The sequence below is a fragment of the Dactylosporangium sp. NPDC050588 genome (genome assembly GCF_040654975.1).
Classification (GTDB): Bacteria; Actinomycetota; Actinomycetes; order Mycobacteriales; family Micromonosporaceae; genus Dactylosporangium; species Dactylosporangium maewongense.
This window is the reverse complement of record NZ_JBFAJA010000020.1, coordinates 71,724-94,937: the sequence shown is the minus strand read 5'-3', so window position 1 is coordinate 94,937 and position 23,214 is coordinate 71,724. Positions and strand designations below refer to the sequence as shown.

At 72.7% G+C, this 23,214-nt stretch carries 19 protein-coding genes; 11 read left to right on the top strand and 8 right to left on the bottom strand.

Annotated elements, in window-relative coordinates:
* Positions 1 to 106: 106 nt before the first annotated feature.
* The 7 genes from AB0I21_RS16185 to meaB all read left to right on the top strand — a co-directional run bounded on the left by AB0I21_RS16185 (position 107) and on the right by meaB (position 8,296).
* Entirely contained in the window at positions 107 to 454 is a 348-nt protein-coding gene (locus AB0I21_RS16185; protein ID WP_360561783.1) for an MmcQ/YjbR family DNA-binding protein, read from the top strand.
* Positions 451 to 1,425, top strand: coding sequence for a DUF1152 domain-containing protein (locus AB0I21_RS16180; RefSeq protein WP_360561781.1), 975 nt, complete (start codon positions 451 to 453; stop codon positions 1,423 to 1,425). Before AB0I21_RS16185 ends, AB0I21_RS16180 begins: the two co-directional genes overlap by 4 nt.
* A 55-nt stretch (positions 1,426 to 1,480) precedes the next feature.
* On the top strand, positions 1,481 to 1,825 hold the full coding sequence (locus AB0I21_RS16175; RefSeq protein ID WP_360561780.1) for a hypothetical protein: 345 nt from the start codon (positions 1,481 to 1,483) through the stop codon (positions 1,823 to 1,825).
* Positions 1,826 to 1,963: 138 nt separating this feature from the next.
* Positions 1,964 to 3,250, top strand: a complete 1,287-nt coding sequence (locus AB0I21_RS16170) for an ArsB/NhaD family transporter (RefSeq protein ID WP_354893363.1) — start codon at positions 1,964 to 1,966, stop codon at positions 3,248 to 3,250.
* A gap of 206 nt (positions 3,251 to 3,456) precedes the next feature.
* Positions 3,457 to 5,208, top strand: a complete 1,752-nt coding sequence (locus AB0I21_RS16165) for a methylmalonyl-CoA mutase subunit beta (protein WP_360561779.1) — start codon at positions 3,457 to 3,459, stop codon at positions 5,206 to 5,208.
* Complete coding sequence (gene scpA, locus AB0I21_RS16160) at positions 5,205 to 7,325, top strand: methylmalonyl-CoA mutase (protein ID WP_360561777.1); 2,121 nt, start codon at positions 5,205 to 5,207, stop codon at positions 7,323 to 7,325. Before AB0I21_RS16165 ends, scpA begins: the two co-directional genes overlap by 4 nt.
* A complete protein-coding gene (gene meaB, locus AB0I21_RS16155; RefSeq protein ID WP_360561775.1) occupies positions 7,322 to 8,296 on the top strand; it encodes a methylmalonyl Co-A mutase-associated GTPase MeaB in 975 nt (324 codons plus the stop codon). Before scpA ends, meaB begins: the two co-directional genes overlap by 4 nt.
* A 56-nt stretch (positions 8,297 to 8,352) precedes the next feature.
* Here meaB and AB0I21_RS16150 read toward each other — a convergent pair whose 3' ends face one another.
* Together AB0I21_RS16150 and AB0I21_RS16145 are read right to left on the bottom strand one after the other, a co-directional pair.
* Positions 8,353 to 9,081, bottom strand: a complete 729-nt coding sequence (locus AB0I21_RS16150; protein WP_360561773.1) for a hypothetical protein — start codon at positions 9,079 to 9,081, stop codon at positions 8,353 to 8,355.
* Between the two features lie 154 nt (positions 9,082 to 9,235).
* On the bottom strand, positions 9,236 to 9,454 hold the full coding sequence (locus AB0I21_RS16145) for a ferredoxin (RefSeq protein WP_360561771.1): 219 nt from the start codon (positions 9,452 to 9,454) through the stop codon (positions 9,236 to 9,238).
* Between the two features lie 157 nt (positions 9,455 to 9,611).
* On the opposite strand from AB0I21_RS16145, the gene AB0I21_RS16140 reads away from it, so the two are divergent.
* On the top strand, positions 9,612 to 11,003 hold the full coding sequence (locus AB0I21_RS16140; protein ID WP_360561770.1) for a condensation domain-containing protein: 1,392 nt from the start codon (positions 9,612 to 9,614) through the stop codon (positions 11,001 to 11,003).
* A 162-nt stretch (positions 11,004 to 11,165) separates the two neighbouring features.
* Here the strand turns inward: AB0I21_RS16140 and AB0I21_RS16135 are convergent, their stop codons facing one another.
* On the bottom strand, positions 11,166 to 11,573 hold the full coding sequence (locus AB0I21_RS16135) for an HPF/RaiA family ribosome-associated protein (protein WP_360561768.1): 408 nt from the start codon (positions 11,571 to 11,573) through the stop codon (positions 11,166 to 11,168).
* Positions 11,574 to 11,736: 163 nt separating this feature from the next.
* Here AB0I21_RS16135 and AB0I21_RS16130 point away from each other — a divergent pair, with 163 nt between their 5' ends.
* Complete coding sequence (locus tag AB0I21_RS16130; protein WP_360561766.1) at positions 11,737 to 12,753, top strand: hypothetical protein; 1,017 nt, start codon at positions 11,737 to 11,739, stop codon at positions 12,751 to 12,753.
* On the opposite strand, the gene AB0I21_RS16125 is transcribed toward AB0I21_RS16130, so the two are convergent.
* Positions 12,742 to 13,620, bottom strand: a complete 879-nt coding sequence (locus AB0I21_RS16125) for a LysR family transcriptional regulator (protein ID WP_360561765.1) — start codon at positions 13,618 to 13,620, stop codon at positions 12,742 to 12,744. The genes AB0I21_RS16130 and AB0I21_RS16125 overlap by 12 nt on opposite strands.
* 73 nt (positions 13,621 to 13,693) lie before the next feature.
* Between AB0I21_RS16125 and AB0I21_RS16120 the strand changes: the two genes are divergently transcribed.
* Both AB0I21_RS16120 and AB0I21_RS16115 read left to right on the top strand, forming a co-directional pair.
* Positions 13,694 to 14,365 (top strand): cyclase family protein, encoded by a 672-nt coding sequence (locus AB0I21_RS16120; RefSeq protein WP_360561763.1) that lies wholly within the window; start codon positions 13,694 to 13,696, stop codon positions 14,363 to 14,365.
* A complete protein-coding gene (locus AB0I21_RS16115) occupies positions 14,362 to 14,628 on the top strand; it encodes a hypothetical protein (RefSeq protein WP_344502540.1) in 267 nt (88 codons plus the stop codon). The genes AB0I21_RS16120 and AB0I21_RS16115 overlap by 4 nt, the downstream gene beginning before the upstream one ends.
* Here the strand turns inward: AB0I21_RS16115 and AB0I21_RS16110 are convergent.
* The 4 genes from AB0I21_RS16110 to AB0I21_RS16095 all read right to left on the bottom strand — a co-directional run bounded on the left by AB0I21_RS16110 (position 14,597) and on the right by AB0I21_RS16095 (position 22,812).
* Positions 14,597 to 15,943: a hypothetical protein gene (locus AB0I21_RS16110; protein WP_360561761.1), complete on the bottom strand. Its 1,347-nt coding sequence runs from the start codon at positions 15,941 to 15,943 to the stop codon at positions 14,597 to 14,599. The two genes, AB0I21_RS16115 and AB0I21_RS16110, sit on opposite strands and share 32 nt — an antisense overlap.
* A gap of 23 nt (positions 15,944 to 15,966) precedes the next feature.
* Positions 15,967 to 19,500: a DNA polymerase III subunit alpha gene (gene dnaE, locus AB0I21_RS16105; RefSeq protein ID WP_360561759.1), complete on the bottom strand. Its 3,534-nt coding sequence runs from the start codon at positions 19,498 to 19,500 to the stop codon at positions 15,967 to 15,969.
* 163 nt (positions 19,501 to 19,663) lie between these two features.
* Complete coding sequence (locus AB0I21_RS16100; protein WP_360561757.1) at positions 19,664 to 21,694, bottom strand: hypothetical protein; 2,031 nt, start codon at positions 21,692 to 21,694, stop codon at positions 19,664 to 19,666.
* The gene (locus AB0I21_RS16095; protein ID WP_360561862.1) at positions 21,691 to 22,812 is read right to left on the bottom strand and encodes a VWA domain-containing protein; all 1,122 of its coding nucleotides are present in this window, start codon (positions 22,810 to 22,812) and stop codon (positions 21,691 to 21,693) included. Before AB0I21_RS16095 ends, AB0I21_RS16100 begins: the two co-directional genes overlap by 4 nt.
* Between the last annotated feature and the right edge of the window lie 402 nt (positions 22,813 to 23,214).

The following is a 23,214-nucleotide window of genomic DNA, read 5'->3' as shown; positions in this document are numbered from 1 at the left end:
CGCCTCGGGGGTGATGTGAGCGGCGCGCCAGGACGGGTAACAGGGCGGGTTTGCCCGCCGCTCGCAGGGGCCCTGCGGGGCGGGTCCGGCATGCCAGGATGAGCCGATGGGGAGCGTCGACGAGATACGCGCGGTGGCGCTGAGCCTGCCGCGGACGACGGAGCACCTGATCCGCGACCGGGTCAAGTTCCGGGTGGGCAGCATCGTCTACCTGGCGCTGTCGCAGGACGAGACGACGCTGGGGTTCGCGTTCCCGAAGGAGGAGCGCGACGCCCTCGTGGCGACCGACCCCGGCCGGTTCTTCCTGCCACCGCTGTCGGACCTGCGGTTCAACTGGGTCTGCGGCCACCTCGCCGAGCTCGGCGGCGAGGAGCTGCGCGACCTGATCGTCGACGCGTGGCGGATGGTGGTCCCGAAGCGCGTCTACGCCGCCTGGCACCAGAGCCTGTCGTGAGCGCACCAGAGCCGGTCATGAACCTGGCCGTGCCGCCGTTGTTCGCGGCGCTCGCCGGGGCGCGCAGCGTCCTGGTCGCCGGGGCGGGCGGCGGCTTCGACGTGTACGCCGGGCTGCCCCTCGCCCTCGCGCTGCGCGCGCAGGGCAAGGTCGTGCACCTGGCGAACCTGTCGTTCGCGGCCCTGGAGGTGCTCGACCTCGACGTGTGGCTCGCGCCCGGCGTCGCGCTGGTGACGGCGCGGACGGAAGGGCTCGAGGACTACTTCCCGGAGCGGGCGCTCGCGCGGTGGCTGCGGGGGCAGCGGGAGCCGGACCTCGTGTACGCGTTCCCGCGCACCGGGGTGCGACCGCTGCGGGAGGCCTACGCGACGCTCGCCGACCAGCTCGGCCTCGACGCGGTCGTGCTCGTCGACGGCGGCACCGACATCCTCATGCGCGGCGACGAGGCCGGGCTCGGCACCCCGGCGGAGGACATGACGAGCCTCGCCGCGGTCGCGGGCCTCGACGTGCCGGTGAGGCTGGTGACGTGCGTGGGGTTCGGGATCGACGCGTACCACGGCGTCCGGCACACCCAGGTGCTGGAGAACATCGCCGCGCTCGACCGTGACGGCGCCTACCTCGGCGCGCTGTCGATCCCGTCGGCGAGCCGGGAGGCGGTCCTCTACCGGGACGCCGTCGCGCACGCGCAGGCCGCGACGCCGCTGCGGCCGAGCATCGTCAACGGGCAGATCGCGGCGGCGAGCCGGGGCGAGTCCGGCGACGTGCGGTTCACCAGCCGCACGGGCGGCAGCACCCTGTTCGTGAACCCGCTGATGACCATCTACTTCAGCTTCACCGTCGACGGCCTGGCGAGCCGGGTGCTGTACCTGGACACGCTCGAGGACACGGTCGGCATGGAGCAGGTGGTGGCCCGCATCGGGCGGTTCCGCGCCGGCATCACGCCGCGGCCGGCGCGACCCTTTCCACACTGACGGGTGCCGGACAGCTGGTAGCCTTGCGGATTCGTCGAGCGGGTGGGGGTGAGGCGTGAGGACCGCACTGCGCACGACCGCGGTCAGCCTCGCGCTGAGCATCTGCGCCATGCTGCTCGGCCTGACCCAGGCCCACCACACGCTGCCCGGCGACACGTTCCAGGTCGCGCGGACGGCGAGCGTCGCGTCGGCGGCACCGGGCGCGGAGGCGCCCCAGGGGCGCAAGCTCCCCCGCACCGGCGACGCCGGCACCGACGGGGCGCACTGGCTCGTGGTGCTGCCCGCCACCGTCGACGTCACACCGCCGGCGGCCCGCTGGTCCGCGGCGGCCGGCCCGACCCACGTCCACAGTGGACGATGCGGGGCCACCCCGGGCTGCCGGGGCCCGCCCACTTCCTGAGGTTCGACGTCTTCCACAGCCGTGACCCCGCCGGGGTCGACGGTTTCGTCGCGTTGTCCTTCTGGAGGTTTCCGTCATGTACCGCATACCGCAACGCCCGCGTCAGCTCGTCACGCCGCACGGCCCGCCGGGCCGCCGGTGAGCGCCATCGCCGCGATCGTCATCTTCACGGTCGCGTTCGCCCTCATCGCCACCGAAAAGGTCCACCGGGTCGCCGTCGCCCTGTTCGCCGCCGGCATGATGGCCCTGCTGGGCCTGGTGCCCGGCAAGGACGTGTTCTTCTCCGAGCACGCCGGCATCGACTGGAACGTCATCTTCCTGCTGCTCGGCATGATGATCATCGTCGGGGTCATCAAGCAGACCGGCGTCTTCGAGTTCCTCGCCATCTGGGCGGCGAAGCGCTCCGGCGGCCGGCCGTACAAACTCCTCGTGATGCTCATGGTCATCACCGCGGTCGCGTCGCCGTTCCTCGACAACGTCACCACGATCATGCTGGTCGCGCCGGTGACCGTGCTGGTGTGCCGCAAGCTGGGCATCCCGGCCGCGCCGTACCTGATCGCGGAGGCCCTCGCCTCCAACATCGGCGGCGCCGCCACCCTCATCGGCGACCCGCCGAACATCATCATCGGCAGCCGCGCCGGCCTGACGTTCAACGACTTCGTCGTGCACATGGCACCGATCGTCGTCGTCCTGTTCGTGCTGTTCGTGCTGCTGGCGTGGGTCATGTTCCGCAAGCGCTTCGAATACCACCCGGAGCGGGTCGCCGAGGTCATGGCCATGGACGAGCGCGCGTCGATCACCGACCGGCGGCTGCTGATCCGGTGCCTGGCGGTCCTCGGGCTGGTCGTCACCGGCTTCGCGCTGCACGCCGTCATCCACGTCGAGCCGGCCATCATCGCGCTGCTCGGCGCCGGGTTGATGGTGCTCGTGTCCCAGGTCCCCACCGCCGCCTACCTGGAGGAGGTGGAGTGGTCGACGCTGGTGTTCTTCATGGGCCTGTTCGTGATGGTCGGCGGCCTCGTCGAGACCGGCGTCATCCACCGCATCGGCACCTGGGCGACCGGCCAGGTCGGCGACGACTGGTTCCTCGCCGCGACCGGGCTGCTGTTCGGATCCGCCGTGCTCGGCGCGTTCTTCGACAACATCCCGTACGTGGCGACGATGGCCCCGATCGTGGAGGACATCGTGGCGACCACCCCCGACCCGGCCACCGGCCAGTCGCTGTGGTGGGCGTTCGCCCTCGGCGCCGACTTCGGTGGCAACGGCACCGCCGTCGCCGCCAGCGCCAACGTCGTCGTGCTGGGCATCGCCGCCCGCTCCGGCGAGCCGATCAGCTTCTGGCAGTTCACCCGCTACGGCATCGTCACCACCGTGATGACCACCGTCATCGCCTGGGGTTACGTCTGGTTGCGCTACTTCTCCTGACCCACGCCCCACCGGGCCACACAGGGTGACCGCCCCAGCCACCGGGGCGGTCACCCGCGGCGCGACCAGGCGTGGTCCGGTCCACCGCGCTTCACATTTCTGGGGTTTGTCGGAGCGGCGAAGGGGACGAAACGATGAGATATTCGACGGGTGGACCATTTCACAACGGCTGCGGGGTCGCCGTCGCGGGCCCTTAACATCCGGTCATGAGTGAGGCTGTGCGCCTCGGCGCCGACTTCGCCGACGGTGACCTGGAGCAGTGGCAGCGGCTGGCCCTGGCGGTGCTGCGCAAGACCGGAGCCGCCGACGACGGCACGCCGCCGGAGGCGGTCGCGGAGCTGCTGGGCAGCGCCACCTATGACGGGATCGCGGTGGCGCCGCTGTACACCGCCGCCGACGCGGCCGGGTTGCCGGCGGCCGGGTGGCCGGGTCAGGCGCCGTTCATCCGCGGCGGCAGCGCGCAGCCGCGGCCGTGGGACGTGCGGCAACGGCACACGGACCCCGACGCGAAGGCGACCCGCGAGGCGATCCTCGCCGACCTGGAGAACGGGGCGACCTCGATCTGGCTCGACGGGATCGCGCCCGGCAGCATCCCCGACGTCCTCGACGGCGTGTACCTCGACCTCGCCCCCGTCGTGCTCGACTGCGGCGCCGCGACGGAGGACGCCGCGCGCGTGTTTCTCGGGCTGCCGGGTGACGACAAGCGCGGCAACCTCGGCGCCGACCCGCTCGGGTGGCAGGCGAAGACCGGGGAGCCCGCCGACCTCGGCATGCTGGGCCGGCTCGCGAAGCAGGCCCCACGGCACGTGCCGGTGGCGACGGTCGACGCGACCCCCTACCACGAGGCCGGCGGCAGCGACGCCGAGGAGCTCGGCTTCGCCGCCGCGACCGGGGTCGCGTACCTGCGGGCGTTCGTCGAGGCGGGGATGAGCGCCGGCATGGCGCTGCGCCAGCTGGAGTTCCGCTACGCGGCCGGCCAGGACCAGTTCGCGACGATCGCGAAGCTGCGGGCGGCGCGGCGGATCTGGTCGAGGATCGCGACCGTCTGCGACGTGCCGCACCTCGGCGCGCAGGTGCAGCACGCGGTGACGAGCGCGGCGATGATGACGGCCCGCGACCCGTGGGTGAACCTGCTGCGCACCACCGTCGCCTGCTTCGCCGCCGGGGTCGGCGGCGCCGACGCGGTGACGGTGCTGCCGTTCGACGCGCGGCTCGGGCTGCCCGACGGCTTCGCCCGGCGGATCGCGCGCAACACCTCGACGCTGCTGGTCGAGGAGGCGCACGTGGCGCGGGTCCTCGACCCGGCCGGCGGCTCGTGGTTCGTGGAGTCGCTGACCGACGCGCTCGCGCACGCCGCCTGGGACGTGTTCGTCGAGGTGGAGCGGGCCGGCGGGATGGGCGCCGCGCTCGGCGGCGGGCTCGTCGCCGACCGGGTCGCCGCGACCTGGCAGCGCCGCGCCGACCGGATCGCGCACCGCCTCGACCCGATCACCGGCGTCAGCGAGTTCGCGTCCCTGGAGGAGCGGCGGCCGGTCCGCTCCCCCGCGCCGCAGGCGCCCTCGGGTGGGCTGCCACGGCACCGGTACGCCGAGGCGTTCGAGTCCCTGCGCGACGCCGCCGACGGCTCGGACCAGGTCGTCAGCCTGGTCACGCTCGGCCCGGTCGCGGCGCACACCGCGCGGGCGTCGTTCGCGGCCAACCTGTTCGCCGCCGGCGGCATCCGGACAGTCCACAATGGACCGTCTCCGGCCGTGGCGTGCATCTGCGGCTCCGACCGTTCCTACGCCGAGGAGGCCGAGGACACCGCCCGCCGGTTGAAGGCCGAGGGCGTCAAGACCGTCTGGCTGGCGGGGAGACCTGCCGGCTACGAGCACGTCGACGACTACCTGTACACCGGCTGCGACGCACTCGCCGTGCTCCGCCGCACACATCTGGACCTGGGACTGGTGGCGCCGTGATCCCCGACTTCACCGAGGTCGCCCTCGGCACCCCCCGCGTCGACGCCACCCCGCCGGAGCCCGCCGAGGCGTGGCCGACCCCGGAGGGCATCGACGTCGCCGGCGTGCACGGCGCACCCGACCTCGACGGACTCGACTTCCTCGACACGTACCCGGGGATCGCCCCGTTCCTGCGCGGGCCCTACCCGACGATGTACACCACGCAGCCGTGGACGGTCCGCCAGTACGCCGGGTTCTCCACCGCCGAGGAGTCCAACGCCTTCTACCGGCGCAACCTCGCCGGCGGGCAGAAGGGCCTGTCCGTCGCCTTCGACCTCGCCACCCACCGCGGCTACGACTCCGACCACCCGCGGGTCGCCGGCGACGTCGGCATGGCCGGCGTCGCGATCGACTCCATCCTCGACATGCGGCAGCTCTTCGACGGCATCCCGCTGGACAAGATGAGCGTGTCGATGACGATGAACGGGGCGGTGCTCCCCGTGCTCGCCCTCTACATCGTCGCCGCCGAGGAGCAGGGCGTCGCGCCGGAGCAGCTGTCCGGCACGATCCAGAACGACATCCTCAAAGAGTTCATGGTCCGCAACACCTACATCTACCCGCCCGCGCCGTCGATGCGGATCATCAGCGACATCTTCCGGTACACCTCGGAGAAGATGCCGAAGTTCAACTCGATCTCCATCTCCGGCTACCACATCCAGGAGGCCGGGGCGACCGCCGACCTGGAGCTCGCCTACACCCTGGCCGACGGCGTCGAATACCTGCGCGCAGGCCGCGACGCCGGCCTCGACGTCGACGTGTTCGCGCCGCGGCTGTCGTTTTTCTGGGCCATCGGCATGAACTTCTTCATGGAGGTCGCGAAGCTGCGCGCCGGCCGGCTGCTGTGGGCGAAGCTGGTGCGCGAGTTCGGCGCGAAGAACCCCAAGTCGCTGAGCCTGCGCACGCACTGCCAGACGTCCGGCTGGTCGCTGACCGCGCAGGACGTGTTCAACAACGTGGTCCGCACCTGCGTCGAGGCGATGGCCGCCACCCAGGGCCACACCCAGTCGCTGCACACCAACGCCCTCGACGAGGCCCTGGCGCTGCCGACCGACTTCTCCGCCCGCATCGCCCGCAACACGCAGCTGCTGCTGCAGCAGGAGTCCGGCACGACCAGGGTCATCGACCCGTGGGGCGGCAGCGCATACGTGGAGCGCCTCACCCACGACCTCGCGGCCCGCGCCTGGCAGCACATCCAGGAGGTCGAGGCGGCCGGCGGCATGGCCCGCGCCATCGACGAGGGCATCCCGAAGCTGCGCATCGAGGAGGCGGCGGCCCGCACCCAGGCCCGCATCGACTCCGGCCGGCAGCCGGTGATCGGGGTCAACAAGTACCGGCCCGACGCCGACGAGCCGATCGAGGTCCTGAAGGTCGACAACTCCTCCGTCCGCGCCCAGCAGCTGGCGAAGCTCGCGCGGCTGCGCGCTTCCCGCGACTCCGCCGCGACGCAGGCCGCCCTGGACGCGTTGTCGGCCGGCGCCGCGTCGGACGGCAACCTGCTGGAGCTGTCGGTCGCGGCGGCCCGCGCGCACGCCACCGTCGGGGAGATCTCCGACGCCCTGGAGAAGGTGTTCGGGCGGCACACGGCGCAGATCCGTACCATCTCCGGGGTGTACCGCGACGAAGCCGGCAACGACGAGCTCATCGACCGGGTCCGCGCCGCCACCGCCGAGTTCGCCGAGGAGGAGGGGCGCCGCCCCCGCATCCTCGTCGCGAAGATGGGCCAGGACGGCCACGACCGCGGCCAGAAGGTCGTCGCGACCGCGTTCGCCGACCTCGGCTTCGACGTCGACGTCGGCCCGCTCTTCCAGACGCCGGACGAGGTGGCCCGCCAGGCGGTCGAGGCCGACGTGCACATCGTCGGCGTCAACTCCCTCGCCGCCGGGCACCTCACCCTCGTCCCCGCGCTGCGCGACGCCCTCGCCGCCCTCGGCCGCGACGACATCCTCGTCATCGTCGGCGGCGTCATCCCCCAGCAGGACTTCGACGAGCTGCGCGCCGCCGGCGCCGCCGCGATCTTCCCGCCGGGCACGGTGATCGCCTCCGCGGCCCTGGACCTGCTCGCGCAACTGCGCCGGTGACCGCGCTCCTGGAGGGGGTGCTCGCCGGGCACCGCGCGTCGATCGGGCGGGCGATCACCCTCGTGGAGTCGACCCGCCGCGACCACCGCGCCCAGGCGCAGGAGCTGCTCGTCGCGCTGACCCCGCACGCGGGCCGGGCCCGCCGCGTCGGCGTCACGGGCGTCCCCGGCGTCGGCAAGTCCACGTTCATCGACGCGCTCGGCACGTTCCTCACCGGTGCCGGGCACCGGGTCGCGGTCCTCGCCGTCGACCCGTCCTCGACCCGCACCGGCGGCAGCATCCTCGGCGACAAGACCCGGATGGCCCGCCTCGCCGTCGACGACGCCGCCTTCGTACGGCCGTCGCCCACGTCGGGCACCCTCGGCGGCGTGGCCCGCGCGACCCGCGAGGCGATGACCGTCGTCGAGGCGGCGGGCTACGACGTCGTCCTCGTCGAGACCGTCGGCGTCGGCCAGTCCGAGACCGCCGTGGCAGGGATGGTCGACACGTTCCTGTTGCTGGCGCTCGCCCGTACCGGCGACCAGCTGCAAGGCATCAAGAAGGGCGTCCTGGAGCTCGCCGACGTCATCGCCGTCAACAAGGCCGACGGCCCGCACGAGCCCGACGCCCGCAAGGCCGCCCGCGAGCTCGCCGGCGCGCTGCGCCTGCTGCACACGTCCGGCGCCCGCGACTGGCAGGTGCCGGTCGTCACCTGCAGCGGCCTCACCGGCGCCGGCCTGCCCGACCTCTGGTCCCGCCTCGAGGCCCACCACGACCACCTGTCGTCCTCAGGCGCCCTCGACCGCCACCGCGAGGCCCAGCGGGTCGCGTGGATCTGGGAGACCGCCCGCGCGACCCTCCTGGACCGGCTGCGCGCCGACACCGACGTGCGGGCCCTCGCCCCCGACCTGGAGGCCCAGGTCCGCGCCGGCACGATGACCCCCGGCCAGGCCGCCGACGCCATCCTCGCCGCCTTCCACCGCTCGGCGTAGCGAACCTCAGACGGCCCTTCCGGTCGCGACGGCTCGCCGGCCGGTGCGGCCGAGGTTCACAGGGACTGCTGCTTCAGCCAGGTCAGGCAGGTGTCCGCCACCTCGCGCCAGCCGGAGTCGATGGTCAGCGAGTGCGCCCGGTCCGGGAACGTGACGAGGTCGGTGACGGCCTCGGAGTGGCGGTACTGCCTGAGGGTCGCCCGGGTCACCGACTCGGGGACGGTGTGGTCCTTGCCGCTGGCGATCAGCAGCAGCGGGCCGCGGGTCTGGTTGTCGGTGGCGACCTTCGCCGGGGAGTGCGGGTCGAAGTTCGCGGTGGCCGCCTCGAACAGCGGCCTGCCCGGCGCGGGGATCGTCCACACCTGCTGCACCCGCTGGAAGGCCTGATCCGCGGGCTGGAACACGCGCAGCAGCTCGCGGTACGCCGGCTCGGGCCGGTTCGCGCCCAGCTCGGCGATTCCGCGGGCCAGCTGCACGCCGGCGAGCAGCGACGACGCCGCGTTCGGGGTCCGCAGCGCCGTGTGCTCGGCCTCCGCGAGCAGGACGTGGTGCGTGTCCCAGCCGCGGCCCACGCCGTCGATCAGGGCCACGGCGATGCGGGCGGTCGCGGCCCACAGCGACTGGCCCGTCTCGTCCGCGAGCCGCATCGCCTCGACCGCCGAGCTCGCCGCGTCGAACGTGCCCAGGCAGATCTCGGCCCACGCCCGGATCGCGAGCGCCTCCGCGAGCAGGCTCATGCGGCCCTGCGCGCGCAGCTCGTGCACGGGGGTGGACAGGAACGTCACGGCCCCGGGGGAAGTCACCGGTGCGGAACGCCGCGATGCCCAGCAGGCCCGCCAGATCGGGCCCGAGAAGACGCTGACCGGTCGACCTGCTCACACCGACGAGCATTCAACCTCCGCCGCCCCCGTGTCCAACCGGGCCGGCCCTCACCGACCGCTAGATCTCGACGGGTCTGCCGGTGGTGAGGTCGACGACGCTGATCGCCTCCATGGGGCAGGAGGCCATCGCGTCGAGGACGGCCTCGTCGTCGGGGGCCACGTCCTGGTCGACCGGGTGGGCCCGGCCCTCGACGTCGTCCAGCTCGAAGCGGTCCGGGGCGATGCCCTGACAGCTGCCCGAGCCGATGCACGTGTGGTCCACGGTGATCCGCCACATACACACCAACCTATCGAACTGCGCCATTGTTTGCCGACCCGAGCCAGGTTGGCAAGATTCGTACGGACGATTGAAAAAGTTCAACACCGGTCGTAGCTTTTAGGCGCTCACCCACGCTCACCCCCTGACCCGGTCCGGCCTCGGCGGAAGGTGACCCATGCCCGCGTACCCCACCAGCGTGCACTTCAACACCGGCCGCGCCGCTGAGGGCCCGCTCATCTGGGCCCAGGTCGCGATCTGGGACGTGCTGCGCTGGCTGCCACCGCGCGACTCGACCCTCAACCTGCTCACCCGGTGCCCCGTCCCGCCGCACAACGACCTCGGCAGCGTGCTCGCGGCCCTCCGGCGGCTCGTCGAGCGGCACGACTCGCTGCACACCCTGTACGCCGACACCCCCGAAGGCCCCCGGCAGCGGGTCGTCGGCGAGGGCGACATCCCGCTGCGGGTCCACGACATCGGCGACCGCGGCACCGACGAGGCTGCCGCGGAGCTCGGGGAGGCGCTGCGCGCCCCGTGGTTCGACATCGGCGCCGACCTGCCGCTCCGGGTCGCGATCCTGGTCCGCGACGACGCCCCGGTCACCGTCCTGCTCGCCGCCAGCCACATGGCCGTCGACGGCGGGAGCTTCGCGATCGTCCGCGGCGACCTGCTCAACCTGCTGCAGGACCCACCGGTCGCGGCCGAGCCGGGCCAGCAGCCGTTGCAGCGCGTCGGGTACGAGACGTCCGCCGTCGGCCTGCGCAGAGAGGCGAAGGCGCTCGACTACTGGGCGAAACACCTCACCGGCGTCCCCACCCGCATGATCGAGAGCGTCCGCGACGGCCGGCCGCCCAACCTCGACTGGGGGCTGATCCAGTCCCCAGCCCTGGCGCTCGCCGCGAACGGGCTCGCCGCCCGGGCCGGCGTCCCACCGGCGACGGTGCTGCTGGCCGGGACGGCGCTGCAGCTCGCGGCGTACACCGGCGAGACCGAGGCCCTGCTCCGCATGATCGTGGCGACCCGCTTCCGGCCGGCGAGCCGCGCGCTGGTCGGCGCCTTCAACCAGAACGCGCTCTTCCGGCTCGACTTCACCGGCCGCCCTACCGAGACCGTCGGCGACCTGCTGCACCGCGCCTCGGACGCCGCGCTCCTGGCCTACGCCCACTGCGAGTACGACCCACGCCGGCTCGAGTCGCTGTTCGCCGAGATCGCCGCCCGCAGCGGGATCACACCCGACGGCTACTGCTTCTTCAACGACACCCGCTTCGTCGCGCAGGACCAGCCGCCGCCCGCGCCGCCGGCCGACCTCGCCGACGCGATCCACGCGGCGCTGCCGGCGACGAAGCTGCGCGCCCCCGTCATCGACCGCCTGCCCAAGGGCGCCAACTTCTTCATGTTCCTCACCGACCTGAGCGACACCGCGGAGCTGATGCTGTGCGCCGAGCACGGGTTCCTCGGCGAGCGCGGACCCCTCGGCTTCCTGGACGGCCTGGAGCGCCTCGTCGTGAAGGCCGCGCTCGACGAGCACGTCACGACCGGCACGCTGTACCGCGACGCCGCCTGCCCGTGACGGCCCCGCACCACCCGCGCTGTAAGCCCGTGACGGCTCCGCACCACCCGCGTCGTAAGCCCGTGACGGCTCCGCACCACCGTGCTGAAAGCCCGTGACGCCGATGACGGCGGCGGCCCGGTCACCGGAAAGCCGGTGGCCGGGCCGCGAGACACCGCGCGCTCAGGTGCTGGGGCGCGGGATCAGCTCGGGGGAGATGACGTCAGCGATCGTGCTCTCGCGGAGGTGACGGTTGTGGCGCGGCACCTGCCGGGTCTTGGCGTCTGCCAGGCGCCGGCGCAGGTCGTCGCGGACCTCCAGGATGGCGGCGTGCAGGTCCTCCTCCGTCGATGTGGCCACCGCCTTCGGGTGGCCGGGGGTCCAGCACTCGAGGGTGACCTTCTGGCCCCGGGCGTTGCGGTCCTTCACCGACACCTCGATCTCCGTCGCGTCGACCGGGAACGCGGCCAGTTGGGTGTCGAGCGTGGCGAACTGCTCGGCGATCCAGACCCTGTCGCCCTGGGAGAAGCCGGCGCCGACGCGCAGGCAGTCCTCGACGGTGGCCGGTGTGCTCGTAGCACTTCTCGACATGTCCGAGACCCCTTCCGTTGCTTGCCTTGACTTTGACCGGTTACCCCTCAATGACCCGGTTCATGTCCCCCAATCCTTCCTAGGAGGCTAGTCCACCACCCTGGACGATGATTCCGGCCCGAATCCGTCAGCTCACCCGCTCGGCGGCCGATGGAGGGACAGTATGTCCAGACCTCCGTGGATCGTCGCCGTCGTGACAGCGCTCGCGATCCTGCTCACCCCGACCGTGGTGCTCGGCACGGCCTCGCCCGCGAACGCCGGCGAGGGGGGCGACCCTGCCCTGATGCGGAAGCTCGACGAGGCGAACCACGCCTACATCGACGCGCAGAACGCCCTGACGGCGTCCCTGCAACGGCAGCAGGCCCTCGAGGAGCAGCAGCAGAAGCTGGAGCCGGAGTACGCGAAGCTGCGCGACGAGACCCAGACGATGACGGTCGCCGCCTACCAGAACGGCGGCGGGCTGCGCAGCGCGGCGACGCTGCTGGACAGCCGGACGCCGGGGGTCTTCGCCGACCGGGTGAGCACCCTGGAGGTCATCGCCCGGCGCAACGCCGCCCGGCTCACCCGGCTGACGGCGATGCGGACCGAGCTGATCAGGACGAAGGCGACGATCGACGCCGAGGTCGGCACGCAGCGGGCGAGCATGGCGGTGATGGCGAAGCAGAAGGCCGACCTGGAGGAGGCGCTCGCCCAGTCGATGGCCGCCGTCGACGTGTCCACCACGTGGAGCGGCAAGACCACGACCAAGGTGGCCGGGCCCGCGCCGCGCCTGGCCGACGGCTCCTGGGCGGCGGAGTCGTGCGGCACCGACGACCCGACGACCGGCGGCTGCCTCACCCCGCGGACCCTGCACGCGCTGCAGGAGGTGCGCAGGGCCGGGTTCCTGCGCTTCGTGTCGTGCTGGCGGGCACCGGGCGAGCCCTACGAGCACCCGAAGGGCCGGGCCTGCGACTTCGCCGCCGACGTGAAGGGCTTCGGCGGGGTGGCGGCGGGCGCGTCGAAGGAGTACGGCACCCAGCTCGCCGCGTGGCTGATCAAGAACGCGCAGGCGCTGGGCGTGATGTACGTGATCTGGTTCAAGCAGATCTGGACGCCGGCGGGCGGCTGGCACGCCTACAACAGCGGCCAGGGCGACCCGAGCAGCGACCACACCAACCACGTGCACATGTCAATCTACTAGCACCGACAGCAGCGCCGTCACCGCCGGCAGGGCCGCCCTGCCCGCCGTGACCAGCGCGTCCAGCCGCCGGGCGCCCGCGACGGGCAGGTCGGTCACCCGTACACCCGCCGCCAACGCGTCACGGAGCGCCAGGTCCGGCACGATGGTGGCGCCGTGCCCCGCGGCGACGAGCGCGAGCACGACCGGGTAGTCGACGCACGCGTGCACCCGCCGCGGGGTGAAGCCGCGCTCGCGGCCGAGCCGGTCCAGGACCTGCCCGGTCGTCGACGTCGGCGGCCCGGCGATCCACGGGCGGTCGGCGAGGTCGCCGTAGGAGAGCACGGGCGGCCAGTCCGCGGGCACCACGACCCGGTACGGGTCCTCGCCGAGCGGCACCACGCTCACCTGCCGCCGCGACTCCAGGCCCAGCGAGGCGTCGCGCTCGGTGATGGTCACGTCGAGGCCGCCGAGGCGCAGCTCGCGCAGCGCGGGCGGGCCGTCGAGCTCGGTGATCGAGCAGGTCACGTCGGGGTGGTCGCGGGCGAGGCGGGCCATCGCGGGGATCAGCAGGTGCCGGATCACGGTCGCGAACGCGCCGACACGCACGAACCCGGCGGCGCGGCCCGACATGGCGACCAGCTCCCGCTCCGCCTCGGCCAGCTCCCGCTCGATCGCCTCGGCGCGGACGGCGAGGACCCGGCCGGCGGCGGTGAGCACGGCGCGCCGCCCGGACCGGTCCACCAGCGGCCGGCCGACGGTGTGCTCCAGCTGCGCGAGCTGCTGCGACACCGCCGACGGGGTGACGTGCAGCGCCGCGGCGGCGCCGGCGAGGGTGCCGCGGCGGGCGATCGCGGCGAGCACCGCGAGGCGGCGCGGGTCCAGGTTCATGCAGTCCTGCTTCAGTGCAACTGTAGGAATTCTCGCTCACACGTTAGCTGCGCTGTCTGCCACGATCGCAGGTGTGCGACGCTTCATCGAACTGAGCCACCCCGTCCACGCCGGCCTGGTCACCTATCCGGGCATGCCCGGGCCCGTGATCAGCGACTACCTGTCCCGCGAGGACGCCCGCGGCAGGTATGCGCCCGGGACCGACTTCCAGATCGGCCGCATCGACCTGATCGCCAACACCGGCACCTACCTGGACACGCCCGCGCACCGCTTCGAGGGCCGCGGCGACCTCACCGACGTCCCCCTCGAACGGGTCGCGGACCTGCCCGGCGTCCTCGTCGACGCGACCGGTGTCCGCGCGGTCGACGCGGCGCTGCTGGAGCGGCAGGCCGGCGCGTACGGCGACGTCACGGACTGCGCCGTCCTCGTGTGCACCGGCTGGTCGAAGCACTTCGGGAAGCCCGCATACGGCGACCCGGACGCGCCGTTCCTGACCCGCGACGCCGTCGAATGGCTGGTACAAAGGGGCCCGGCGCTCGTCGGCATCGACTCGGTCAACATCGACGACGTCGCCGACCTGACCCGCCCCGCGCACACCGGCCTGCTCGACGCCGGCATCTACGTCGTGGAGCACCTCAACGACCTGGACCGGCTGCCGGTCGACGGGTTCCGGTTCACGGCGGTGCCGCCGCGGATCGCCGGCATGGGCACGTTCACCGTCCGCGCCTACGCGGTGCTGTCGTGATCGCCCTGATCGGCTGGGCGGGCGCGGCCGGGCTGCTCGCCGCGTACGCCCTCGTCTCCACGAAACGGATCACCGGCGACGGTGCCGTGTTCCAGGGCCTCAACATCACCGGCGGCGCGGCCCTGGCGCTCAACTCGGCCGTCAACGGCGCGTGGCCGTCCGCGGTGCTCAACGTCGTGTGGGTGGCGATCGGCGCGGTCGCGATCTTCCGGCTGGCGCGGCGCCGGGCCGTCAGAGCCGCCCCGAGTACCAGGGCGTCCTGACCCGGTAGAAGACGAACCGTCCGGGCGCCGCCGCGCAGGCCAGGTACGTGTGGCTCCAGGTGCACGTGTCGACCGGCACGTCCAGGGCGCCGAGGTCGCGGGTCGCGCCGTTGTCGGCCTGCACGCCGAGCCAGGTGTACGGCCCGGCCGGCACGTCGACCGGCAGCAGCAGGTAGCTGCCGTCGTCGAGGCGGGCGGCGCGCCGGCCGGGCCAGCGCCGCACGACCTGCCCCGCGTCGTCGAGCAGCACCGCGCCGTCGGCGTCGCGGAGCATCAGCCGCTCGCCGACGGGCAGCAGGGTGCGGGGCGCGTCGACGTCGACGCGGAACGCGACCTCGCCGGTGCGGATGTCCAGCGCGGTCACCCGGTGCTCCTCGACCGCGCAGACCCGCCGCTCCCCGCACGCGGCGAGCGACCGCACCCGCACCTGCGGGTCCGGTGACGTCCACGTCCACTGCACCTTGTCGAGCCTCAACCGGTCGCGGGCCTGGATCCGGTACCCGGGGCCGGATCCGGCGACGAAGACCTGCTCCTCGTACGGGTACACGAGGTCCTCGGGCGCGGCGACGGCCGGCGCGGCGTCGTCCGGCTTGCCGCTGGACAGGCTGATCACCTCGATGCCGCCGCCGGCGACGGCGCGGACCAGGTGCGGGTCGACGGTCAGCGGCTCGTCGAGGGCGGCGCCGTCCGGCGACGTCGGGACCTGCTGGTGGCTCCAGTTGTCGGTCAGCCAGAAGCTGCCGGCGCCACCCGGCTGGTCGAGGGTCGCGATCTCCTTCTGCGTGCCGACGTCGGTGACGACGAGCTTGTGGTCGGCGCCGCGGTACCGCACGAAGTACTTGCCGACGAGCTCCCAGCGGTCCCCGGCGACGACGTCGAACCTGATGAACGGCACCCCGTTGTTCGCGTTGAGCAGGGTGATCGTGCGGTGTCCGGCGGTGTCCGGGGCGCCGGTGACGATCACCGAGCCGCGGGCGAAGCCGAACGACTCGACGGCGGTGAGGGCCGAGTTGATCCAGATCGGGGGCTCGCCGGGCTTGTCGACGTCGACCGCGCGCAGGTGGAAGCGCCCATCACCGGCCTGGTAGCCGACGAACGCCCGGCCGCTGTCCAGGAACGCGCGCAGGCCGGGCCCCTCGACGGCGCCGGGGAACGCGGCCTCGCCGGTGCGGGTCAGCCGGTCGAACGCATACGGCCGCTGGTTGAGCCGGTAGACGAACGCGCCGGCGAGCACGGCGGCGACGAGGACCGCGACGACCGCGGCGGACCAGCGGGCGCGCCGCGAGAGCCACAGCGACCGACGCGACGTCTGCACCCGCCGACCCTATCGCGACCGTTCTACGAGAAGCTGTTGGGGCCGAGCAGCGCTTTCAGGTCGCCCTTCAGGGCGGTGGTCGGCTCGACCCGGTACGGGCCGAGGCGCAGCAGGGTGATCCGCGAGCCGTGGCTGAGCTTCACGTGCACCTCGGCCTTGCCGGGGTGGTTGAGCAGGATCTCCTTGAGCCGGTCGACCAGCGGCGGCGTGCACCGGTTCGCCGGCAGCGACAGCACCACCGGCCGGTTCTCGTCCGCGGTGGTGACGTCGGGCATCGACAGGTCCATCGCCATGAGCCGCGGCGTCTCGTCCCGCCGGTCGACGCGGCCCTTGACCACGACGATCGCGTCCTCGGCGATGTACTGGCCGACGAGCTCGTACGTGTTGGGGAAGAACAGCGCCTCGACGGCACCGCCGAGGTCCTCCAGGCTCGCCGACGCCCACGGCTTGCCCTGCTTGGTGATGCGCCGCTGCACGCCGGTCAGCATCCCGGCGAGGGTGATGACGGCGCCGTCCGGCACCGAGCCCTCCTCCGACAGGCTGCTGATCGCCGTGTCCGCGGCCTTGGCGAGTACCGACTCGAGGCCGAACAGGGGGTGGTCGGACACGTACAGGCCGAGCATCTCCCGCTCGAACGTGAGCAGCTCCCGCTTGTCCCACTCGATCTGCGGGATCGCGGCGGTCATGGCGGGGGCGCCGCCGCCGGTGTCGTCGCCGCCGAACGCGTCGCCGAAGAGGTCGAACTGGCCGATCGCCTCGTTCTTCTTGATGTCCGCGTACGCGTCGATCGCGTCGGCGTGGATCGCCAGGAGCCCGCGGCGCGGGTGGCCCATCGAGTCGAACGCGCCGGCCTTGATCAGCGACTCGATCGTCTTCTTGTTGCAGGCGACGGCGTCGACCTTCGACAGGAAGTCGTGGAAGTCCTTGTACGGCGCGGCCTGCCGGCACCGCACGATCGCGTCGACGACGTTGTGGCCGACGTTGCGCACGGCGGCGAGGCCGAAGCGGATGTCCTTGCCGACCGGCGTGAACGGGCCCGCGGACGTGTTGACGTCCGGCGGCAGCACGTCGATGCCCATCCGCCGGCACTCCGACAGGTACAGGGCCATCTTGTCCTTGTCGTCGCCGACGCTGGTCAGCAGCCCGGCCATGTACTCCGCCGGGTAGTTCGCCTTGAGGTACGCCGTCCAGTACGAGACGAGCCCGTAGCCGGCCGTGTGCGCCTTGTTGAACGCGTAGTCGGCGAACGGGACGAGCACATCCCACAGCTTCTTGATCGCGTCGGCGCTGTAGCCGTTGGCCTTCATGCCGTCGCTGAACGGCACGAACTCCTTCTCCAGGACCTCTTTCTTCTTCTTGCCCATGGCCCGGCGCAGCAGGTCGGCCTGGCCGAGGGTGTAGCCGGCGAGCTTCTGCGCGGCGCGCTGCACCTGCTCCTGGTAGACGATCAGCCCGTACGTGGGGCCCAGGATCTCCTGGAGCGGCTCCTCCAGCTCCGGGTGGATCGGCGTCATCTCCTGCTGCCCGTTCTTGCGCAGCGCGTAGTTGGTGTGCGAGTTCGCACCCATCGGGCCCGGGCGGTACAGCGCCAGGACCGCGGAGATGTCCTCGAAGTTGTCGGGCTTCATCAGCCGCAGCAGCGAGCGCATCGGCCCGCCGTCGAGCTGGAACACGCCGAGGGTGTCGCCGCGGGCGAGCAGCTCGTAGGCGGCCTTGTCGTCCAGCGAAAGGCTGAGCAGGTCGAGCTTGATGCCGTGGTTGCGCTCGATGTTCTTGACCGCGTCGTCGATGATCGTCAGGTTGCGCAGGCCGAGGAAGTCCATCTTCAGCAGCCCGAGCGTCTCGCACGTCGGGTAGTCGAACTGCGTGATGATCGCGCCGTCGGCGTCGCGGCGCATCAGCGGCACGTGCTCGATCAGCGGCTCGGCGGACATGATGACGCCGGCGGCGTGGACACCCGTCTGGCGGATCAGCCCCTCGATGCCCTTCGCCGTGTCGACGACCTTCTTGACGTCGGGGTCGCTCTCGTACAGCGCGCGGAACTCGACCGCCTCGGAGTAGCGCGGGTGGTTCGGGTCGAAGATGCCGGTGAGCGGGATGTCCTTGCCCATCACCGCGGGCGGCATCGCCTTGGTGATCCGGTCGCCGACCGCGAACGGGTAGCCCAGGACCCGCGCCGAGTCCTTGATGGCGGCCTTGGCCTTGATCGTGCCGAAGGTGGCGATCTGCGCGACCCGGTCCTCGCCCCACTTGTCCGTCACGTACCGGATGACGTCGCCGCGCCGGCGCTCGTCGAAGTCGATGTCGATGTCGGGCATCGAGATACGGTCGGGGTTCAGGAACCGTTCGAAGATCAGGCCGTGCGGCAGCGGGTCGAGGTCGGTGATGCCCATCGCGTACGCCACCAGGCTGCCGGCGGCCGAGCCACGCCCCGGGCCGACGGCGATGCCCTGGTTCTTCGCCCACAGGATGAAGTCGGACACGACGAGGAAGTAGGCCGGGAAGCCCATCTTCACGATCATGTCGGTCTCGTAGTCGGCCTGCCGCTGGTGCTCCTCGTCGATGCCGTCGGGGAACCGGCGCGCCATCCCGCGGGCGACCTCGGCCCGGAAGAACGACTCCTCGGTCTCCCCCTCCGGCACCGGGAAGCGCGGCATCAGGTTGCGCTCCTTGAACATGCCGTCGGTGTCGACCTTCTCGGCGACCAGCAGCGTGTTGCGGCAGCCCTGCTGCCACAGGTCGGAGCCGTCGACGGCGCGCATCTCGTCGGCGGACTTCAGGTAGTAGCCCGACCCGCCGAACCGGAACCGGTTCGGGTCGTTGATGTTGGCCGCCGTCTGCACGCACAGCAGCACGTCGTGCGCCTCGGCCTGGGCCTGGTGCGTGTAGTGCGAGTCGTTGGTGACGACCGGCGGGATGTTGAGCCGCTTGCTGATCTCGGTCAGGCCCTCGCGGACGCGCCGCTCGATGTCGAGGCCGTGGTCCATGACCTCGAGGAAGTAGTTGTCCTTGCCGAAGATCTCCTGGTACTTCGCGGCGGCCTTCAGCGCCTCGTCGAACTGGTCGAGCCGCAGCCGCGTCTGGACCTCGCCGGACGGGCAGCCGGTCGTGGCCATCAGGCCCTCGGCGTGCTCGGCGATGATCTCCATGTCCATCCGGGGCCACTTCACGAAGTGCCCCTCGATCGACGCCCGCGAGTTGAGCCGGAACAGGTTGTGCAGGCCGGTCCTGTTCTTCGCCCAGATGGTCTTGTGCGTGTACCCGCCGGAGCCGGACACGTCGTCGTCCTTCTGGTCGGGACGGCCCCACTTGACGCGCTGCTTGTGCAGCCGCGACTCGGGCGCGACGTAGGCCTCGACGCCGAGGATCGGGGTGACGCCGGCGGCGGTCGCCTGCTTGTAGAAGTCGTACGCGCCGTGCATGTTGCCGTGGTCGGTGATCGCGACGGCGGGCATGCCGAGACGGTTCGCCTCCTTGAACATGTCCTTCAGTCGCGCCGCTCCGTCGAGCATGGAGTACTCGGTGTGCACATGGAGATGCACGAACGAGTCGGCCATGCTGCGCCCCCCTGTTCAGCTGTCCTTCACTTCCGGCGCGTCAGCCTAGCCACGGTTCATGATCGACACGCCGTCGGGCGGATGTGATCCCTCTTGCGGCCCAGAATCGGCACACGCAGACCGGACAAAACCGCCGCCGCCTCGACGGTCCGTCACGGCCGGGTCACTGCAGCTCGGCGGTGACCAGCAGCCGCACGTACGCGTCGACCCAGAGACGCACGGTCGCGTCGTCCGGGTCGGGTCCCAGCCCTTCCCGCAGGGCGCCGACCGAGGCGGCCGCGCGGCGCAGCCCGACCCGCAGCAACGTCTGCTCCGCGTCGCGCAGCCGGCCCGCGAACGTCGGCGGCAGCATCCGCAGGCCCCGGTGGGGCACCTCGGCGAGCAGCGCCGAGGCCGCGCCGACCGCGTGCCGGAGCGGGTCCTCGTCGAGCACCGGCCCGCCGTCGACCCGGAACCCGCCCGCCGGCGCCAGGTCGGGGACCACGACGGCGTCGTCACCGACCGCGAACCCGAGCGGCTCGACGGTGATCACGCCGCGGGTCCTGCCGACGATGCCGGCGACGGCCCGGACCGGACCCCGCAGCGCCGCGGCGATCGCGTCGAGGGCGCCGGGCGCGGCCGCGGTGTGGGTCGCGGTGATCGTCGCCACCCCGCCGGCCGGGGCCGCGACGACGGCGTCGAGCCGCTGGGCGCCCGGGGAGTAGTGCACGGACCGGACCTCCGCGACCTCCACGACGCGCACCAGCTCCGCCTCGACCCTGGGCCGCACGACCCGCGGCGGGAGCCCGTCGAGGTGCGCGGCGAGCTCCCGCAGGTCCCGCACGACGAGCGCGTCCGGCAGGGCCGTCCACATGCCCTGCGACGGGGTGACGGTGGTCTTCGCGACGCGGCTGGTGGCGAGGCGCACGGTGCGGCTGGCGCTGCGGACCGCCGACTCGGTCACGACGGTGCCGCCGGCGAGCTGGGCGGCGGTGGCTCCGGCGACCCGGCCGCCTTCCCGGTGCGGCCGGCGCAGCACCAGCACGGTGGCGCTGTCCGCGTGGGCGAAGTAGATCTCGACCTGCGTCTCGTCGCCGACGGTCCTGAGCCGGCAGCCGAGCCCGTCGAGCCGGGCGCGGCGCATCGGGGTCTCCGCGGCCTCCCGCGTGCCGAGGATCCTGGCCCGCAGGCCGGCGCCGGGACCTGCCGGAAGGGCGTGACGCCGGCTGGTGACCGCGCGGTGCCTGGCGTGCAGCTCGGCGACCAGCCCGGCGAGCCGTTCGTGGCTGTAGGAGGTGGCGCGCTGCCCGTACGCCGCGAGCTGCTCCTCGAGGTCGCCGACGGCGAGCAGCGGCCAGCGCAGCCCGGCCCGGTCCAGGCGCTGCCGCACCTCGGCGACCGTGGCCGCCAGCCCGGGGCCGACGTGGGTCGCGCCGGTGAGCAGGATCTCGCCGGCGAGGTGTACCGCGGCGTCGAGGGACGCGTCGGTCCCGGTGTCGGCGGTGGCCGGCCCTCCGACGTCGACCTGCACGTCCTGCCCGTCGGCGTTTGCACCTGTCGCGGCTTCTGTGTCGGCCGCTTCCGCGGCGGCTTTCGCACCCTTTGTATCGGCGGCCTTCGGGTCTTTCGCGTCGGCGGCTTTCGCGTCGGCGGCTTTCGCGTCGGCGGCTTGGAACGCCCACACGGCGAGCGCGATGACGTCGTCGCGGACCCCGGCGACCGCGTCCGTGTGCACGAACCCGAGATCTCCGGGAACCAGGAACCGGACCGTCGCAGAGCCGAGCTCCACCCGCGGCGCCGGGTCCGCCGCGGAGGGCCGGTGGACGCGGGCGACGTACCCGGCCCGGTGCGCCCGCCGCGCCGCGTTGAGCTGCCGCGCCCCGATCCGCGCCTCGAGCTGCTCGTCGGTGAACACCCCCGGCGACCATCGCGTGACGTCTTCCGTTGGCTCGTTGCCGCTCTGGTACGCGATGACGAGGCCCACGATGTGCCGGCAGATCCCGGTCGCGCCGCAGGTGCAGCTGCCCTTCTCGAGGCCGCCCTGTGGGAGCGCGGTCTCGGGGCCGTCCGGGTAGGTGCCGCGGACCGTGCCGTCGGGATCCTCGCCGATGACCGGCGGGGCCTGCTCGACCTCCCTCGTCGCGCGCTTGACCAGGCCCCGGTTGGTGAGCGCGGCGAGCGACTCCTGGGTCAGCGCGAGAAGGTCCGCTCTCATCGGGCCACCTGCTCCGCGACGTACGCCGCCAGCTCGCCCGGGGTCATGGCACCGACGGAGGCGCCGGCGTCGGCGAGGCGGGCGCCCATGTCCCGGTCGAACGCCGGGTCGGCGTCCTCGTCCAGCGCCGCCAGGCACAGCACCTTCGTCCCCTGGGCCGTGACGTCCCTGACGAGACGGACGAGCCGCTCGCCGCCGGTGGGCCCCTCGTACAGGTCGCTGATCACGACCAGGATCGCGCGGCGCGGCTGCTCGATCAGCCCGGCGCCGTAGTCGACCGCCCGCGCGATGTCGGTGCCGCCGCCGAGCTGGACCTTCATCAGCAGCTCCACCGGGTCGTCGACGTCCGCGGTCAGGTCCACCACCGCCGTGTCGAACGCGACGAGGTGCGTCTTCACGCCCGGCAGCCCCCACAGGCACGCCGCGGTGACGGCCGAGTGGATGACGCTGCCCGTCATCGACCCCGACTGGTCGACGAGCAGGATCACCTGCCACCGGTCCAGGTGCCGGCGCGTCCGCGCGATGAAGTACGCGGACTCGACGTACACCTTCCGCTCCTGCGGCCGGTACCGCCCGAGGTTCGCCCTCAGGGTGCGCTTCACGTCGAAGTTCCTGGCGACCTTGAACCGGCTCGCGCTGCGGGACCGTGCCCCGGAGAACGCGTGCCGTACCTGCGTCGCGAGCTTCTCCACCAGCTGCCGCACGACCTTGTCGACGATCCTGCGCGCCAGCACCAGCACGTCGGGGTTCATCAGGTGCTTGGTGCGCAGGACGGCTCGCAGCAGCGTCGGGTTGGGCTCGACCCGGGCGAGGACCGCGGGGTCGGTGACGACGTCGTGGATCTCGTACCGCTCCACGGCGTCGCGCTGCAGCCGCTCGATCGTCTCCTTCGGGAACAGCGTCGTGATGTCGTCGAGCCAGTCGACCGTGGTGACCACCGACTCGCCGTCGCCGCCGTGCCGCGTCTGCGGGCGCCGGATGCCTCGCCGTTCGAGGTCGTCGTCGCGCCCGTACAGCCAGTCGAGCGCCGCGTCGCGCCCCAGCCCGTCTTCGCTGAGCTGCCCGCCGTTCAGCACCGACTGGCCGGCCTCGCCGAGCACCAGCCGCCACCGCTCCAGCTCCGTCGCGGCACGCTCCTGGTCGACGCGGTCCCGCTCCGCGCTGACCTGAGCGGCGCCGTCCTGCACCACGCTGTCCGGCACGGCACGCTCCTGGTCGGCGCGGTCCTGCGCAGCGCTGTCCGGGCCGGGGCTGTCCGGGCCGGAGCCGTCCAGGCCGGAGCCGTCCAGGCCCGAGCCGTCCAGGCCCGAGCCGTCCAGGCCGGAGCCGTCCAGGCCGGAGCCGTCCAGGCCCGAGCCGTCCAGGCCCGAGCCGTCCAGGCCCGAGCCGTCCAGGCCCGAGCCGTCCAGGCCCGAGCCGTCCAGGCCCGAGCCGTCCAGGCCCGAGCTGTCCAGGCCCGAGCCGTCCAGGCCCGAGCCGTCCAGCCCAGGGCTGTCGTGGTCGGGGCTGTCGTGGTCGGG

What these genes read in the sequence shown, in the direction of transcription:
- AB0I21_RS16185 (WP_360561783.1), top strand. Translation starts at nt 107, where the DNA reads ATGGGGAGCGTCGACGAGATACGCGCGGTGGCGCTGAGCCTGCCGCGG.
- AB0I21_RS16165 (WP_360561779.1), top strand. Translation starts at nt 3,457, where the DNA reads ATGAGTGAGGCTGTGCGCCTCGGCGCCGACTTCGCCGACGGTGACCTG.
- AB0I21_RS16145 (WP_360561771.1), bottom strand. Translation starts at nt 9,454, where the DNA reads ATGTGGCGGATCACCGTGGACCACACGTGCATCGGCTCGGGCAGCTGT.
- AB0I21_RS16140 (WP_360561770.1), top strand. Translation starts at nt 9,612, where the DNA reads ATGCCCGCGTACCCCACCAGCGTGCACTTCAACACCGGCCGCGCCGCT.
- AB0I21_RS16135 (WP_360561768.1), bottom strand. Translation starts at nt 11,573, where the DNA reads ATGTCGAGAAGTGCTACGAGCACACCGGCCACCGTCGAGGACTGCCTG.
- AB0I21_RS16130 (WP_360561766.1), top strand. Translation starts at nt 11,737, where the DNA reads ATGTCCAGACCTCCGTGGATCGTCGCCGTCGTGACAGCGCTCGCGATC.
- AB0I21_RS16125 (WP_360561765.1), bottom strand. Translation starts at nt 13,620, where the DNA reads ATGAACCTGGACCCGCGCCGCCTCGCGGTGCTCGCCGCGATCGCCCGC.
- dnaE (WP_360561759.1), bottom strand. Translation starts at nt 19,500, where the DNA reads ATGGCCGACTCGTTCGTGCATCTCCATGTGCACACCGAGTACTCCATG.
- AB0I21_RS16100 (WP_360561757.1), bottom strand. Translation starts at nt 21,694, where the DNA reads ATGAGAGCGGACCTTCTCGCGCTGACCCAGGAGTCGCTCGCCGCGCTC.